Raw genomic sequence first — 14,798 nt, forward strand, 5'->3', positions numbered from 1 at the left:
CCGTGTCGACCCTGTTCGGCGAACTGGCGGGCAACGACGCCTACGAACTCCTCGGCGTGCGCCCCGACGCCTCGGACGAGGATATCCAGCGGGCCTGGCGGAGGTCGGCGAGCGCCCACCACCCCGACCGGGTCACCGACCCCGAGGCCAAGGCCGCGGCCGAGGACCGGCTCCGTCTGATCAACGCCGCCCGCGACGTCCTCACCGCCCGGCGCGCGGCCTACGACGCGGCGCGCCGCGGTCCCGTCGCGGGCGGAGCCGACGCCGAGCCGGTCCACGAGGACGCCGAGGAGGGCATCGACGACCCCTGGGACGCCGCCACCCCAGGAACGGCCGCCTCCGGCGTCCCGAACGATCCATGGGAGGGCGCGTCCGCGGGCCGCAGACCTCCGCCCCCGCCGCCGCCACCCCAGCACGTCCCGCCGCCCCGGTATGCACCGCCGCCCCCGCGCCCACAGGTTCGTCATAGTGCGGGCGCCCGCCTCGCCATCGGCTGCGCGGTCGTCTTCGCCGCGTTGTGGGTCGTCATGATGGCGGCCGCCGTCTATGACGCCTTCCTTTCTCCCGCCGACGATGCGGAGTCCCCGCCGCCGATCCCCTCCGATTTCGCCGGAACGTGGACGGGGAAGATCACGGAGAAGGACGAGCAGGAAGGCACATGGAAGGCGAAGTTCGTTCTTCCCGAGGGGGAGCGCGGCGGCAAGGTGGCCTACCTGGACGGAGAGTGCTCCGGCTCGGTCGTCCCGGTCTCCTACGAGGACGGGATCCTGACGCTGGACACCCGTTTCCCCGGCCTTCAATCCGGCTGCGATGTGGGCGACGTCCAGCTGAGACTGCGTGACGACGGCAAGCTCGAAGCCGTCTACCCCCCTGCCGGCGAGCGGAAGGCCGAGGCGGTCGGCGGGCTTCGCCGCGAGTGACCGGGTCGTTGTGCTCGGCGGCGGCCTCCTGCGGTGTCGTATCGGTGTTCACCGAGCGCGGTCGTCACGGTGGCCCGTCGTCCGGCCCGCCGGCGTCCCAGCGGTGGCCGGGGCCTGCCTCCGGCGACGGCGGACGGGGGTCCTGGGTGACGAACCATTCGGGTCGGCCGGCGTGGTCGCGTCGGACTCCGAGGGCCGTGGTGCGGTTGCGGCCTTCGGGGTCGACGGAGTCCAACTCTTCCTCGATGTGGGTCTCGATCAGGTCCAGCGGGGCGAGTCCCGCGTCGTCGGCGTCGTGCCGCAGGGCGGTGACGTACTCCGCCAGGACGTCGTCCGGGAGGAACAGGCGTGGCCGCCGGTGGAGCGGCCGCCCGGCGCGGGCGGTCACCTCGTAGACGCCGGGCGCCGTCCCGGCGACCGTGTATCCGAGGCGGCGGAGCCGGGCGACGAGACCGGCGGCCGCGTCCATCAGCAGTGCGTCCCGGTCGGGTAGCTGGTGATGATGTTGTTGCTGCTGGAGACGATCATCTTGAAGATCTGCTTGCGCACGACCTTGTTCGTGCGGATGTTCTTGAGATACAGCACCCGCGAATAGCAGGACTTTCCGCCGCTGTGCTTCCACCGGTCGGGATCGGAGGTGTTGTGGCTCATCGCGAGGTCGGCGATGTCCCGCCAGTTCTGGTACGTGCCGGCCGCCATGCGTTCGAAGTCGCCCTTGTGGCGCCAGAGGATGTGCCGGTAACCCCAGGTCGGGGAGGAGCTGTACTTCGGGCCGCCGCAGCGCAGAGCGAAGTCGACGACGCGGTTCTTGGTGAACAGCCGCACCAGCTTCTGCGGGTCGGTGCTCCGGCCGCAGGCCCCCCACGGCGGAGCCGCCTGCACCTGCACGCGGCTCACCGGCTGATGCGGGGCGGCGGCCCACGCCGACCGGTCGTCCGCTGGAGGCGCGGCGTGTGCCGTGGCCGTGCCGGTCGTGCCGATGAACGCGGCGGCGAAGGCCGCGCAGAGGAGTTTGGCTCGCATGCGCGACACCGTATCTTGCGCGCCCCATTCTGGGCAGCCCTTCTTCGCCAAATCGGTGTGACACAAGGGGCGGATGAGTATTAAACAGAAGCGATGAATCTAGAGTCCGTTTTTCTTTGGAAGGTTCTATAGAGATCCGGAAATCGAAGTCACCGGGTGACTATTTTCCGTGTGCGTCGCTATGCCCCTTTTCGCCGGACGAGCGAAAAGATCTACCACGCACCTGTTGGGCGGATGTCTGCATTGTCGTCCGGGATGGGTATTCCTTCCACCAGGCGGCTACCGAGGCGGTGCGACGATGGAAAAGCGCGACGCGATCCTGTGGGGTGCGGCGGGCGACGACCTTGCCGGCTCCGACTATCCGCGAATGGACGCACGGTACGGGCCGCTGACGATCCGCCGCGTCTACCAGCGGCCCCGCGACGGCGTTCCGAGGTCGTGGGCGGCCTCGAACGCCGGTGCCGACGTCGGGAAGCGCGCGAGCTGCTGGTCGGGGAAACCGGACATGAGGGCCGTGGCGTCCGGAAGACTGGACGAACGGATTCTCGACTTCCTGCGCAGCATCCCCAAAAGCCACGTCGCATTCGTGACGATATGGCACGAACCAGACGTGAAACTGAAGAACGGCACGTTCTCGCTGTCCACCTACCGGGCGGGGTTCCGGCGGTTCTGCCGGCTGGCCAAGCGGGTGCAGGACGACGGGTGGCCGCGGCTGTACACGGTGCAGATCGTCACGACGTGGGCCGGGACGAACCCGGCGAAGGGGCGCACGTACGCGGACATGTGGCCCGGGGACGGGCTGGTCGACTGCTACGGCGCGGACGGCTACTCCCACGTCGGCTCGAAGGGCTCGCTGTGGGGCCCGGCGGTCGCGTTCGCCCGGGCGCGCGGCGTCCCGTGGTGCGTCCCCGAGATCGGCTACGGCGACCGGGGGACGCGGCACGTGTCGTGGATGAACGATCAGATCGCGTACCTGACCTCGACCGCGGCGGGCGGGACGCACACCCGGTGCGCGTTCGCGTGCTGGTTCGACACCGCCGGCCCGATCTCGACACCCACGCCCGGCGACGAGCCCGCGTGGATCGCCGCGGCGCGGCGCGCTTCCCGCAGGTACCACTTCGACCCCGCGCGGTTCGTCCTCTGACGGCCGGCCGGCGGGGAGTCCAGGGGTTCGCCGGCGTCGCGGGCGGGGGGTGGAGCCGGGCGGACCCGGCTCCACCCCGTGGTCAGGTGCGGGTCCAGCGCTGGTTGGCGCCGCCCCAGCAGGAGTAGAGCTGGATCGGGGTGCCGTTGCCGGAGCCGGCGGCGTCCAGGCAGAGGCCGGACTGCACGCCGACGATGGACCCGTCTGAGTTGAGGCGCCACTTCTGGTTGTCGCCGCCCCAGCAGCCGTAGATCTGGACTCGGGCGGCGTTGCCGGTGCCGGCGGCGTCCAGGCACTTGTCGCCGTAGACCCTGAGCTCGCCCGCGTCGGTGAAGGTCCACTGCTGGTTGGTGCCGCCGTGGCAGTCCCAGAGCTGGAGCCCGGTGCCGTCGGTGGTACTCGCGTTGGGCACGTCCAGGCAACGGCCTGATTCGACGCCCCTGATCGTTCCCGAGCCGGGCTCGGGTCCCGGATCGGTGCCGCCGTTGAGGGCGTTGAGGACCGAGGTGTAGGCGGGCTTCTTGTTGCCGCCGCCGTCGAACAGCAGCGGAGTCTGCTCCGAGCGCCAGGAGTCGGTGTCGCGCACACCCCAGACCGTGATGCCGACGCAGCGCTCGACCGCCAGGCAGTCGTTGACCACGTTGGCGTAGGTCGTCGGCGAGGCGCCCTGGATGTCCAGCTCGGTGATGGCCACGTCGACGCCGAGGGCGGCGAAGCTCCGCAGCGTGGTGCGGAAGTTGCCGTTGTACGGGCTGCCGCTGTTGAAGTGGGACTGGAAGCCCACGCAGTCGATGGGCACGCCGCGCTGCTTGAAGTCGCGGACCATCGCGTACACGGCCTGGGTCTTGGCCCAGTTCCAGTTCTCGATGTTGTAGTCGTTGTAGCAGAGCTTGGCGGCCGGGTCGGCGGCGCGCGCGGTGCGGAAGGCGACCTCGATCCAGTCGTTGCCGGTGCGCTGGAGGTTGGAGTTGCGGCGGGCTCCCGAGTCGCCGTCCTCGAACGCCTCGTTGACGACGTCCCACTGGACGATCTTGCCCTTGTAGTGGGCCATGACGCCGTTGATGTGGTCGATCATCGCCTGGCGCAGCGCGCCGCCGCTGAGGTTCTGCATCCAGCCGGGCTGCTGGGAGTGCCAGGCCAGCGTGTGGCCGCGCACCTCCTTGCCGTTCTGGACCGCCCAGTTGTAGACGCGGTCGGCGGCGGTGAAGTCGAACCGGCCCCGCTGGGGTTCGGTGGCGTCGATCTTCATCTCGTTCTCGGCGGTCACCGAGTTGAACTCGCGGTTCGCGATCGTGGTGTACACCGGGTCGTTGAGCTTCCCCGAGGCGATGGCGGTGCCGAAGTAACGGCCGCTCTGCGCCGCCGCGGCCCCCAGCGTGCTCTCCGCGGCGGCGGCGGACGGAGCCGGTGCCGCCAGCGCGGCGGACGAGGCGAGCACCCCGAGAGCGCCGGCGACGAGGGCCCGCCTGCGGATTCCAGATCTGGGCATGGCGATACGCACGTCTGTTCCTCCATGAACGAACGACGGTTTGGAAGCACGGACACAGCCGTGCACCAGACGCCGCGCTCCGGCACGGGAACGCACTCACCACCCAGGGCGTCGCGGACTCAGTGTGTGAGCCCTCGCGGGTCCCGTCAATAGTTTCAGAAACTTTCATGGCGGACCTTGGGCTACCAGGTTTGCATGCCCGATCTAGCAGGTGGATCGCTCCCGAAACTTTTCGTAGGTTCGGGGTCCTTGACCGTGTCGCTCCACCTCGTATTTACTCCGGCCACCACCACCCTCCCGCCATCCCCAATGGAGAGAAGGTCCTCGCACGACAGGAATGTTAGCGGTAACAGTCCTATCGGACGAAAGGAAGTAGCTCATGTTGAGGACCGGTGCAGTGCTTGCATCGTTCCTGCTGTCGGTGCTCCTGTCCGTGACGAACGTACAGACCGCTCAAGCCGCGACAGTGGACGTGAACAAGTGGTACGTCCTGGTCAACCGCAACAGCGGCAAGGCCCTGGACGTCTACAACCGTGCGACCGGCGACGGCGCCCGCATCACCCAGTGGACCAGGAACGATCAGAACCAGCAGCAGTGGCAATTCGTCGATTCCGGCGGCGGGTACTACCGGATCAAGTCCCGCCACTCCGGAAAGGTCCTGGACGTCTACAACTGGTCGACCGCCAACGGCGGCTCGATCGTCCAGTGGTCCGACCTGAACGGCACCAACCAGCAGTGGCGGCTGGCCGAGAGCCCGGGAGGCCACGTCAGGTTCATCTCGCGCCACAGCGGCAAGGCCCTCGAGGTACAGGGCGGCTCCACCGCCGACAACGCGAACATCGTCCAGTACGACGACTGGGGCGGCGCCAACCAGCAGTGGCGGCTCGTCGAGGTCGGTGACGACCCCGGGGGTCCGTCGTGCGCCCTTCCGTCGACATACCGCTGGACGTCGACCGGCCCGCTGGCGCAGCCCAGGTCGGGGTGGGTGGCGCTCAAGGACTTCACCGTCGCCCCCTACAACGGCAGGCATCTCGTCTATGCGACGACGCATGACTACGGGACGAGGTGGGGGTCGATGAACTTCAACCTGTTCTCCAACTGGTCCGAGATGGCGTCCGCCGGCCAGAACGGGATGTCGAATTCCACCGTCGCGCCCACGCTGTTCTACTTCGCACCGAAGAACATATGGGTGCTCGCCTACCAGTGGGGTCGGACCGCCTTCTCCTACCGGACGTCGAACAACCCCGCCGACCCGAACGGCTGGTCATCGGAGCAGGTGCTCTTCTCCGGAAGCATCACCGGCTCCGGAACGGGCCCCATCGACCAGACGCTCATCGGTGACGACGCGAACATGTACCTTTTCTTCGCCGGCGACAACGGCAAGATCTACCGGGCCGAAATGCCGATCGGGAACTTCCCGGGCAGTTTCGGCGCGACCTCGACGGTGGTCATGAGCGATACGCCGAACAACCTGTTCGAAGGCGTGCAGGTCTACAAGCTCCAGGACCAGAACCGCTACCTCATGCTCGTCGAGGCGATCGGCTCGCAGGGTGATCGCTACTTCCGCTCGTTCACGGCCGGCAGCCTGGACGGTTCGTGGACACCGCAGGCCGCGAGCGAGGGCAACCCGTTCGCCGGCAAGGTCAACAGCGGCGCCACCTGGACCGACGACATCAGCCACGGCGAACTGATCCGCGCCGGCGCCGACCAGACCTTCACCGTCGATCCTTGCAACCTGCAACTGCTCTACCAGGGGCGCGACCCCGGCTCCGACGGCACCGACTACGGCCTCCTGCCTTACCGGCCGGGTCTGCTGACACTGCAGCGCTGACGGGGCGACACGGGTCCGGCTCCGGTGCGGACCCGGCGTGGCGGGCTCGGCAGAGGGCCGAGCCCGCCCACGTCACCATCTCGCGCGGTCCACCCCGGACGGTGTCTCACGCCATCGCCTCGACCTCCTCCCGGCTGAGGACGGGGTCCGGCGCGGTGGGGGCGGTCGACTCGACGGGCGCCCAGGCGCCCTTCGCGACGCGGGACTCGGCCTCGCGGTACTCGCGGATGGGGCCGGTGGCCTCGTGGAGGCCGTTGAGCGCGGTCCACAGGGCGGCGCGGCGCGCGCGGAGGACGAGCGGGTTCGGGGGCCGGTACAGGACGAGCTTCTGCGCCCACCCGGGGAGCATGTCGCGGGCGGCCCAGTCCATGAACGGGCTGCCCGGCTCCCACGGCTTGGCCTCGCTGTCGCGCAGGTTGGGGCCGGTGCCGAACGCCTTGATCGGGGTGACGGCGAGGCGCGGGAGGTACGACTCGAGGCATTCGGCCGTCTCGGCCTTGGTCGCGGGCAGGTCGGTGCCGCCGAGGGCCTCGCCGACGCGGACGAACTCGCGGTAGTAGCGGTCGATGTCCCGCAGGGGGCGGCGGTGGTAGCGCTCGTGGGCCGTCGCGAGGCCCCAGACGACGGTGGCGTAGTTCCACCGGAGCCACTCGGGGTCGTCGGCGTCGTAGGGAAGCCCGTCGGGGCGGGTGCCCTTGACGGTGTGGTGCATGGCGCGGACGGTGCGGGCGAGGCGTTCGGCCGTCGCGGTCGAGCCGTAGGCGGTCCCGATGAAGAACGAGACGGAGTGGCCGAGCCGGACGGTCGCGCCGTGGACGTCGACGTTCCCGGTGGGGACGCCGTGCTCGTCCCGTTCGGGGATGCGCGAGTGGTCGTAGGCCATCCACGAGATGCTCGGGTCGAGGCCCTCGATGTAGGCGGCGCCGACCAGGCCGAGGACGAGCGCGGGCAGGTGCGAGTGCACGTACCAGACGGCGCTGCCGGGACCGAACCAGCCGGGGTCCCCTTCCGGGCCGGCGAAGTCGAGGCCCTTGAAGAACTTCGCGCGGATGTCGGCGTCGAACGCCCGCTCGAACTTGGCGGCGATGGGGTTGCTCGGCATGCCGGGCTCCATTCTGGATACGACTGTAGCCAGAATAAGTGTCCGGTTACGCCCGTGTCCAGACTTGGTAACGTGCCGCCATGACGACCCGGTGGGCGGGGGTTCCCGCGTCCCGGCGCCGGGACGAGCGCCGCGACATGCTCGTGCGGGCCGCGTTCGTCCTGTTCGGGGCGGAGGGCGAGGCGGGGCTGAGCGTCCGCGCGGTGTGCCGGGAGGCCGAGCTCCACACGCGGTACTTCTACGAGAACTTCGCCGACACCGGCGAGCTGCTCGCCGCCGTCTACGACCGGCAGGCCGAGGCGCTCGGCGACGTGCTGGCGCGCGCACTGGAGGAGGCGGGGCCGGACGCGGAGGCCCGCACCCGCGCGGGCGTCCGGGACGTCCTCCGGTTCATCAGCGACGACCCGCGGCGGGGGCGCGTCCTGTTCGCCGAGGCGCCGGGCAACGACGCGCTGGCCGCGCGCCGCCGGGCGGCGGAGACCGCGCTGCTGGACGGCCTCGTGGCGATGGGCCCGCGCGACGACCCCACGGTGCTGATCGCCGCGACCATGTTCACCGGCGCGATGATCGAGCTGGCGAGGCAGTGGGCGGACGGACGGCTCGGCGACGACCTCGACACGGTCGTCGACGCGGCCGTCGAGCTGGCGACGGCCCTGCACGCGAAGGCCGCCGAGCGCCTCGCGCGCTGACGTCACGCGGCGCGGGCGGCCTGCCGGGAGGTGACGCCGCGGGCGAAGCGGCCGACCTCGGCGATGGCGGCGAGGCCCTCGCGGGAGAGGTCGGCGAAGACCTGGAAGACGTGCACCTGCCCCTCCCAGATCTGCAGCGTGCAGGGGACGCCGGCGGCGCCGAGGCGCTCGGCCATCAGTTCGGCGTCGCTGCACAGCACCTCGATGGAGCCGACCTGGATCAGGACGGGCGGCAGCTCGCGGAGGTCGGCGTGCAGCGGGCACAGCAGCGGGTCGTCGGGCGCGACGCCCGGGAAGACGGTGCGCACCAGGTCGCCCAGGCGGCGCGCGGGGATGAACGGGTCGAGCGGCTCGTTGGCGTGCGCGATCCGGGCTTCGGCGTCCAGGTCGAGGAACGGCGACAGGCCGGCGATCCCGGCCGGGCGGGGCAGCCCGTCGCGGCGGGCGTGCAGGGCGGCGGCGAACGCGAGGTGGCCGCCCGCCGAGTCGCCCGCGAGGACGATGTTGCCGGGCTCGACGCCGCGGTCGAGCAGCCACCGGTAGGCGTCCGTGCAGTCGCGGATCGTCGTCGCGATCGGGACCTTCGGGGGCATGCGGTAGGCGACCGAGAGGACCGGCATGCCGGCCGCCTGCGAGATGCGGGCGACCATCCGGCGGTGGGTGCGCAGGCCGCAGGCGACGAACCCGCCGCCGTGGAAGTACAGGATCGCGCGCCGCGGGTCGGCGGGCACGCCGCGGCCCCGGACCTCTTCGGCCGCGCAGCCGAGGCCCCGCACCGGGACGGTCCTGGTGCCGCGCGGCGCCGCCAGCAGGGCGCCCGCGAACTCGATCACGCCCGCGAGGCGGAGGGTGAACGGCGTCCAGGGCAGCCGGGCGACGAGCGGCCGCACGAACCGGCGCATCAGCGCGCCGAGCAGCCGCGCGCCGCGCCCGCAGCCGGGCCGTTCCTCCACCACCGGTGCGATCGCCATCCGAACCTCCCGCCGGTCGCCGGCGGCAGGCTATCTGCGCAAGTGCTTGGTTACAAGCGGGTCACCGGGCGGGGATCGCCAGCAGGTCGAGGTGGCGGATCTCCACGGTCAGGTCGCCGCCGGCGCAGTCTGCGAGGCGTCGGCGCAGGTAGGAGGTGGCGTCGGCGCCGAGGGACGGGCGCTGCTCGACGGCGTCGGCGACCCAGTCGCGGAGCCACCGGGCGATCAGGACGGAACGGGCGGGCCCCAGCCGCCACGGGCTGGGCCGGGTGTGGACGGCCGCGCCGCGGCGGGCGAACGCGTCGGCGGCGGTGAACACGGCGTCCGTCCCGAGGAGGCCGCCGCGGCGGCGGTGGGCGTCGGCCGCGGCGGCGAACTCGACGTCCAGGGGGTCGGCGGGGTCGAGCCGGACGCGGCCGACCGGGGTGAGGGTGAACAGCGCGGGCCGGCACGCGGCGGCGGCGAGGGCGTCGGCCTCGGCGGCGGTGAGCCGGTGCAGCAGGTGGCACGCCGCGAGGACGGACGCGCCCACGACATCGGCCGCGCGCAGATCGGCGAGCTCACCCGCGCGGGTCTCGACGGTCGCGGGAACCCCGTCGGCGGACGCGTACGCCCGTCCGGCGGCGCGGGCGAGCGCGGCGGGATCGGAGTCCTGCAGGATCCAGTGCTGCGGTCCGTGCAGGCGGGGCGCGAGCCACCGGGCGAGGGCGCCGTCCCCGCAGGACGCGTTCCACACGGTGACGGGACGGTCCGGCGGCAGTTCGGCGCGCAGGACGTCGAGCAGCGAGCCGGCCCGGGCGGCGGCGTCGGCGGGCTCGCGCAGGTCGGCCCAGGACGGGCTGGCCACGGTCATGACGGCTCCCTTCGGGGACGGCACCTCCCCGCCGCCCGCGAAGGAAGATCCCCGGCCCGGTGGTGTCGCAACCCCACTGGAAGGTTCAACTGTGGTATAGCCCCCGCCCGTGCCCGGGCGGAGTCTTCGGCGGCCGGATCGGGAGGTGCCGAATGTCCAAGACCGTGCCGCGCCCTGGTTCCACGATGAGGTGCATGGCTTCGGATATTGGATTCGCTCCTCGGCTCATCGTGGCCGACCCCGTCCGCGCTTCGGCGTTCTACCGGGACGTCCTCGGCGCCGAGGAGGTGTTCCGGGCTCCCCCGGGCGACGATGGCCGCCCCACCATGATCGATCACCGCATCGGCGACTCGTCCTTCCGGCTCTCCCCGGCCGTCTCCGCGTGGGGGTGGCTCTCGCCCGGTGATCTCGGCGGCTCCGCGGTGCTCCTCGAGATCGAGGTCGATGACCCCGATGCAATCGGCGAGCGCATGCTCGCCCGCGGCGCCGAGACGGTCGTGCCGATCGAGAACCGGCCCTACGGGAAGCGCTCGGGCCGCATCCGCGATCCGTTCGGCCACCTGTGGATCATCACCGGCGAGCTTCGCTGAGGAACGCGCGGGGGCAGGGGTGCTCGGCGGTGCAGCGGTCGAGCAGGCCGTCGAGGAGGTTCACCATTCGAGGCTCCGGCGGCGGACGGACACGAGGAGTCGTTCGACGCGGTCGCGGTCGGGGTGGTCGGGCAGCGGGCTCGCGTCGAGGGCGGTCGTCATGTGCGAGGTCAGTTCGGCGCGCCACGCGTCGATCTCGTCCCACGGCGTTTCGCCGCGTTTGACGGCGAGGAAGCGGTCGCGCAGGTCGCTGACGTCGACGAGCGGCTCGCCGGTGCGGACGAGGTGCAGGCCGCTGTGCAGGAGGCGCAGCATGTGCATCACGTGCTTCCAGTTGGGTTCGCCGTCCTTGCGCAAGCCGGCTTGCAACTTGCGGAACTGACTGTCGGCGTAGCGCAGGAAGGTGTGGTGCGCCCGGCGGGACAGGAACGCCGGGCGGACGGCCAGGAGCTCCTCGCCGATGGGGGTGACGCGCTCGACGAGCGGGGACCAGAGGCACTCCAGGACGGTCGGGTTCGCGGCCAGCGCCAGCTCGCAGAACCGTTCGAGCTCCCACGAGAACTGCTCGGGCAGGGGACCGTCCAAGTGGGTGGGCGGCTTGTCGAAACGCCAGTACAGCGGCGCGGGCGCGACGAACACGCCGCGCCGGTCGACGTCGCTGGCGCCGGTGGCGAGGCCGTAGGCGCGCGAGCCGGCCACGACGGACAGGATCGTGTGGTCGCGGACGAGCCGCAGGTCGGTGCTCACCGAACGCAGCCTGGCGCAACGGGTGCGCCGCGTCGACCGGTTTCCGGGGCCGCCTGCAAGAGGGTTACAGATCGGACACGAGCTTGCTGAAAATTTCTGCAAGCTGTTTACGACCTTGAAACCCGTTGCTAATGTCCCCGATCAACCACCCCCCATCCACGGAACGGCGGGACGGCGGCCGGCACGGCCCGTCTCGCGAATGGAGGACCCCATGCGGCGCATCCCCCGGGTCGGCGGCGCGGTCGTCGGCGCCGTCCTCGCGCTCTCGCTGGCCGGCTGCGGCGGTGACGACGGCGACGGATCGTCCGGCACGTCGGCGGACGGCCTGCAGGGCCGCGGCCCGATCACGTTCGTCACCGGCAAGGACCGCTCCGGCAACCTGCAGAAGCAGGTGGACGGCTGGAACGCCGAGCACCCGGACGAGAAGGTGCGGATCATCGAGCTGCCGGACGAGCCGAACGAGCAGCGGCAGCAGATGATCCAGAACGCGACGACGAAGTCGGACGCCTACACGGTGCTCAACCTCGACGTCGTCTGGACGGCGGAGTTCGCCGCCAACCGGTGGCTGACCGAGCTCCCCGAGGACAGGGTCGACCTGTCGAAGATGCTGCCCGCCACGATCGAGACGGCCCGGTACCGCGACCGGCTGTACGCCGTGCCGTCCACGTCCGACGCCGGGATGCTGTACTACCGCAAGGACCTGCTGGACAAGGCCGGGATCGCCGAGCCGCCGAAGACCTACCGGCAGATGTGGGACGCCTGCGAGAAGGTCAAGGACCTCGACGAGGCGAAGGACATCGACTGCTTCTTCACCGAGGTCAACAAGAGCGAGAGCATGACGATCTCGATGGTGGAGGCCATCGGCAGCGCGGGCGGCGCGATCATCGGCCCGGACGGCGAGCCGGCGGTGAACACCCCGCAGGCGAAGCAGGGCCTGGAGTTCCTGGTGAAGGCCCACGCGGACGGCCGGATGCCGAAGTCGGCGATCACGCTCGACACCGAGGGCGGGCGCCGCTACTTCCAGGACGGCAAGCTGGTGTTCCAGCGGCAGTGGCCGTACCAGTACGCGCTGGCCAACCAGGACGACGGGTCGTCGGAGGTCGCCGGGAAGTTCGCCGTCGCGCCGCTGCCCGGCCCGGACGGCCCCGGCGTCTCCAACCTCGGCGGGCACAACCTCGCGATCTCCGCGTTCGCGAAGAACAAGGCGACCGGCCTCGACTTCATCCGCTACCTCACCGGGGTGCAGGCGCAGCGCGACAACCTGCTGGCCACCTCGAAGGCCCCGACCATCGCCGCGCTCTACGACGACCCGGAACTGGTGGAGAAGCTGCCGTACCTGCCGGTGCTGAAGGCCGCGATCGAGAACGCCACGCCGCGTCCCGTCGCGGTGAAGTACGGCGACGTGACGGCCGCGATCCAGGAGGCCGGGTACTCGGCCGTCACCGGTGACGCCCCGGTCGACAAGGCCCTCGCCGACCTGCAGGGCAGGCTCGAGACCCTCACCGCCCGGCAGTGACCCGCATGGCGACGACGCACGACGAGCGGCCCGCCGCGGCGAACGCCGCGGCGGCGCCGCCGCGCACCCGCAAGGCACGCGGCGGCGGAGCCGCGCGGGGCGAGCGGCGGCTCGCCGCGCTGCTGCTGTCCCCCACCCTGCTCGTGCTGGCCCTGGTCATCGGCTACCCGGTGCTGGCCGGGTTCCGCGAGTCGCTGTACGCGCGCGGCGAGGGCCTGGACGAACAGGGGTTCGTCGTCGAGGGGACGCGGTTCGTCGGCCTCGACAACTACACCGCGGTCTTCAGCGGCGACGCGGCCGGCGCGTTCTGGAACGCGTTCGGCAACACGACGTTCTTCACGTTCACGACCGTGATCCTGGAGACCGTCATCGGCGTCGGGATGGCGCTGATCATGCACCAGGCGTTCCGCGGGCGCGCGTTGGTCCGGGCGAGCATCCTGGTGCCGTGGGCGGTCCCGACCGCGATCTCCGGCCTGCTGTGGCGGTGGATCTTCCAGGCGGACGGCGCCGCGAACGCGGTCCTGCGGCAGCAGATCCTGTGGACCGCCGACGGTCTCCCCGCCAAGCTCGCGGTGATCATCGCGGAGGTGTGGAAGACGTCGCCGTTCATCGGGCTGCTGGTGCTCGCGGGCCTGCAGATGATCCCCAAGGACGTCTACGAGGCGGCCCGCGTGGACGGCGCGAGCGCGTGGCAGCGGTTCCGGAGCATCACGCTCCCGCTGGTGAAGCCGGCGCTGCTGGTCGCGGTGCTGTTCCGGATGCTGGACGTGCTGCGCATGTTCGACCTCCCGGCCGTCCTCATCGGCGTCAACCAGGACTCGGTGGAGACGCTGACGATGATCGCCTGGTTCGAGGCGTCCAACCTGCGGTACGGCTCGGCGGCGGCGTACGCGACGATCCTGTTCGTCTACATCGCCCTGATCGCGTACCTGTTCGTGAAGCTGCTCGGCGCCGACATCATCGGCGAGGCCCGCGAGCAGGCGAAACGGGCCGGACGCCGGAAGCGGGGCCCGAAGCGGAAGGCGGTGGCCTCGTGACCGGCTCCCGGACCCGGCGGGTCCTGTCCTACCTCGGCGTCGCGGCCGTGGCCGTCTACTGCCTCGCGCCGTTCTACTGGATGACGATCTCGGCCTTCCGCCGCCCGCAGGACCAGTTCGACAACTCGGTCGTCCCGGTACGGTGGTCGCTGGAGAACTTCACCGCGGTGTTCCGCGGCGACAACGGGTTCGGCCGGGCGCTGCTCAACAGCGTCATCGTGGCCGGCTGCACCACCGTGCTCACCCTGACCGTCGGCGTGCTCACCGCGTACGCGCTGGCCCGGCTGCGTTTCCGGTTCAAGAACGCGCTGCTCGGGCTCATCATCGCGACGACGATGTTTCCAGGAATCTCCCAGCTCGTTCCGTTGCTGAAACTGTTCACCGACATCGGTTGGATCAACACCTACCAGGCGATGATCGTGCCGAGCCTCGGGTTCGCGCTGCCGCTGTCGATCTGGCTGCTGAACGCCTTCTTCCGGCAGCTCCCGTTCGAGCTGGAGCAGGCGGCCATGGTGGACGGCTGCACGCGCGGCCAGGCGTTCCGTAAGATCATCGTCCCGCTGGCGGCGCCCGGGGTGTTCACCACGGCGATCCTGACGTTCATCGCCGCGTGGAACGAATTCCTCATCGCGCTGTCGATGGTGAACGAGAAGGACATGCAGACCGCGACCGTGGCGATCTCGAAGTTCACCGGCGTGTCCGGTTTCGACCAGCCGTTCGGCACCCAGATGGCGGCGGGCGTCATCGTGACCGTCCCGCTGATCGTCGTGGTGCTGGTCTTCCAGCGCCGGATCGTCGCCGGGCTCACCGCCGGCGGCGTCAAGTGAAAACCGGCCGGACGACGGACGGCCGGGCGACGACCCGATCTCGCTCCCGACACGAAGGA

Annotated in this window: 15 protein-coding genes; 8 read left to right on the forward strand and 7 right to left on the reverse strand. The window is 70.8% G+C overall.

Annotated elements, in window-relative coordinates; all coding sequences use genetic code 11:
* Positions 1-2: 2 nt before the first annotated feature.
* A complete protein-coding gene (locus ACFQ11_RS06400) occupies positions 3-920 on the forward strand; it encodes a J domain-containing protein (RefSeq protein WP_378296930.1) in 918 nt (305 codons plus the stop codon).
* 64 nt (positions 921-984) lie between these two features.
* On the opposite strand, the gene ACFQ11_RS06405 is transcribed toward ACFQ11_RS06400, so the two are convergent.
* Positions 985-1,389 (reverse strand): hypothetical protein, encoded by a 405-nt coding sequence (locus ACFQ11_RS06405; RefSeq protein ID WP_378296932.1) that lies wholly within the window; start codon positions 1,387-1,389, stop codon positions 985-987.
* On the reverse strand, positions 1,389-1,943 hold the full coding sequence (locus tag ACFQ11_RS06410) for a hypothetical protein (RefSeq protein WP_378296933.1): 555 nt from the start codon (positions 1,941-1,943) through the stop codon (positions 1,389-1,391). Before ACFQ11_RS06410 ends, ACFQ11_RS06405 begins: the two co-directional genes overlap by 1 nt.
* 298 nt (positions 1,944-2,241) lie before the next feature.
* Between ACFQ11_RS06410 and ACFQ11_RS06415 the strand changes: the two genes are divergently transcribed.
* On the forward strand, positions 2,242-3,087 hold the full coding sequence (locus tag ACFQ11_RS06415; protein ID WP_378296934.1) for a glycoside hydrolase family 26 protein: 846 nt from the start codon (positions 2,242-2,244) through the stop codon (positions 3,085-3,087).
* A gap of 82 nt (positions 3,088-3,169) precedes the next feature.
* Here ACFQ11_RS06415 and ACFQ11_RS06420 read toward each other — a convergent pair whose 3' ends face one another.
* Positions 3,170-4,576 (reverse strand): endo-1,4-beta-xylanase, encoded by a 1,407-nt coding sequence (locus ACFQ11_RS06420; RefSeq protein WP_378296935.1) that lies wholly within the window; start codon positions 4,574-4,576, stop codon positions 3,170-3,172.
* A gap of 397 nt (positions 4,577-4,973) precedes the next feature.
* On the opposite strand from ACFQ11_RS06420, the gene ACFQ11_RS06425 reads away from it, so the two are divergent.
* Positions 4,974-6,407, forward strand: a complete 1,434-nt coding sequence (locus tag ACFQ11_RS06425; protein WP_378296936.1) for a non-reducing end alpha-L-arabinofuranosidase family hydrolase — start codon at positions 4,974-4,976, stop codon at positions 6,405-6,407.
* Between the two features lie 106 nt (positions 6,408-6,513).
* On the opposite strand, the gene ACFQ11_RS06430 is transcribed toward ACFQ11_RS06425, so the two are convergent.
* Positions 6,514-7,509, reverse strand: coding sequence for an oxygenase MpaB family protein (locus ACFQ11_RS06430; RefSeq protein WP_378296937.1), 996 nt, complete (start codon positions 7,507-7,509; stop codon positions 6,514-6,516).
* Between the two features lie 80 nt (positions 7,510-7,589).
* On the opposite strand from ACFQ11_RS06430, the gene ACFQ11_RS06435 reads away from it, so the two are divergent.
* Positions 7,590-8,198 (forward strand): TetR/AcrR family transcriptional regulator, encoded by a 609-nt coding sequence (locus tag ACFQ11_RS06435; protein ID WP_378296938.1) that lies wholly within the window; start codon positions 7,590-7,592, stop codon positions 8,196-8,198.
* Positions 8,199-8,200: 2 nt separating this feature from the next.
* On the opposite strand, the gene ACFQ11_RS06440 is transcribed toward ACFQ11_RS06435, so the two are convergent.
* Both ACFQ11_RS06440 and ACFQ11_RS06445 read right to left on the reverse strand, forming a co-directional pair.
* Positions 8,201-9,169, reverse strand: coding sequence for an alpha/beta hydrolase (locus tag ACFQ11_RS06440; RefSeq protein ID WP_378296939.1), 969 nt, complete (start codon positions 9,167-9,169; stop codon positions 8,201-8,203).
* A gap of 61 nt (positions 9,170-9,230) precedes the next feature.
* Positions 9,231-10,022 carry an SAM-dependent methyltransferase gene (locus ACFQ11_RS06445; protein ID WP_378296940.1) on the reverse strand — a complete coding sequence of 264 codons (792 nt, stop codon included), beginning with the start codon at positions 10,020-10,022 and terminating at the stop codon, positions 9,231-9,233.
* Between the two features lie 194 nt (positions 10,023-10,216).
* Between ACFQ11_RS06445 and ACFQ11_RS06450 the strand changes: the two genes are divergently transcribed.
* Positions 10,217-10,612: a VOC family protein gene (locus tag ACFQ11_RS06450; protein WP_378296941.1), complete on the forward strand. Its 396-nt coding sequence runs from the start codon at positions 10,217-10,219 to the stop codon at positions 10,610-10,612.
* A 60-nt stretch (positions 10,613-10,672) separates the two neighbouring features.
* On the opposite strand, the gene ACFQ11_RS06455 is transcribed toward ACFQ11_RS06450, so the two are convergent.
* A complete protein-coding gene (locus ACFQ11_RS06455; protein ID WP_378296942.1) occupies positions 10,673-11,359 on the reverse strand; it encodes a nucleotidyltransferase domain-containing protein in 687 nt (228 codons plus the stop codon).
* A gap of 211 nt (positions 11,360-11,570) precedes the next feature.
* On the opposite strand from ACFQ11_RS06455, the gene ACFQ11_RS06460 reads away from it, so the two are divergent.
* The 3 genes from ACFQ11_RS06460 to ACFQ11_RS06470 are packed head-to-tail and all read left to right on the forward strand — an operon-like array spanning position 11,571 to position 14,739.
* Positions 11,571-12,875 (forward strand): ABC transporter substrate-binding protein, encoded by a 1,305-nt coding sequence (locus ACFQ11_RS06460; protein ID WP_378296943.1) that lies wholly within the window; start codon positions 11,571-11,573, stop codon positions 12,873-12,875.
* Between the two features lie 5 nt (positions 12,876-12,880).
* Positions 12,881-13,912: a carbohydrate ABC transporter permease gene (locus tag ACFQ11_RS06465; RefSeq protein WP_378296944.1), complete on the forward strand. Its 1,032-nt coding sequence runs from the start codon at positions 12,881-12,883 to the stop codon at positions 13,910-13,912.
* Complete coding sequence (locus ACFQ11_RS06470; protein WP_378296945.1) at positions 13,909-14,739, forward strand: carbohydrate ABC transporter permease; 831 nt, start codon at positions 13,909-13,911, stop codon at positions 14,737-14,739. Before ACFQ11_RS06465 ends, ACFQ11_RS06470 begins: the two co-directional genes overlap by 4 nt.
* The last annotated feature ends 59 nt before the right edge of the window (positions 14,740-14,798 follow it).

This window comes from Actinomadura sediminis (assembly GCF_042675525.1).
In the GTDB taxonomy this organism is placed as follows: domain Bacteria; phylum Actinomycetota; class Actinomycetes; order Streptosporangiales; family Streptosporangiaceae; genus Spirillospora; species Spirillospora sediminis.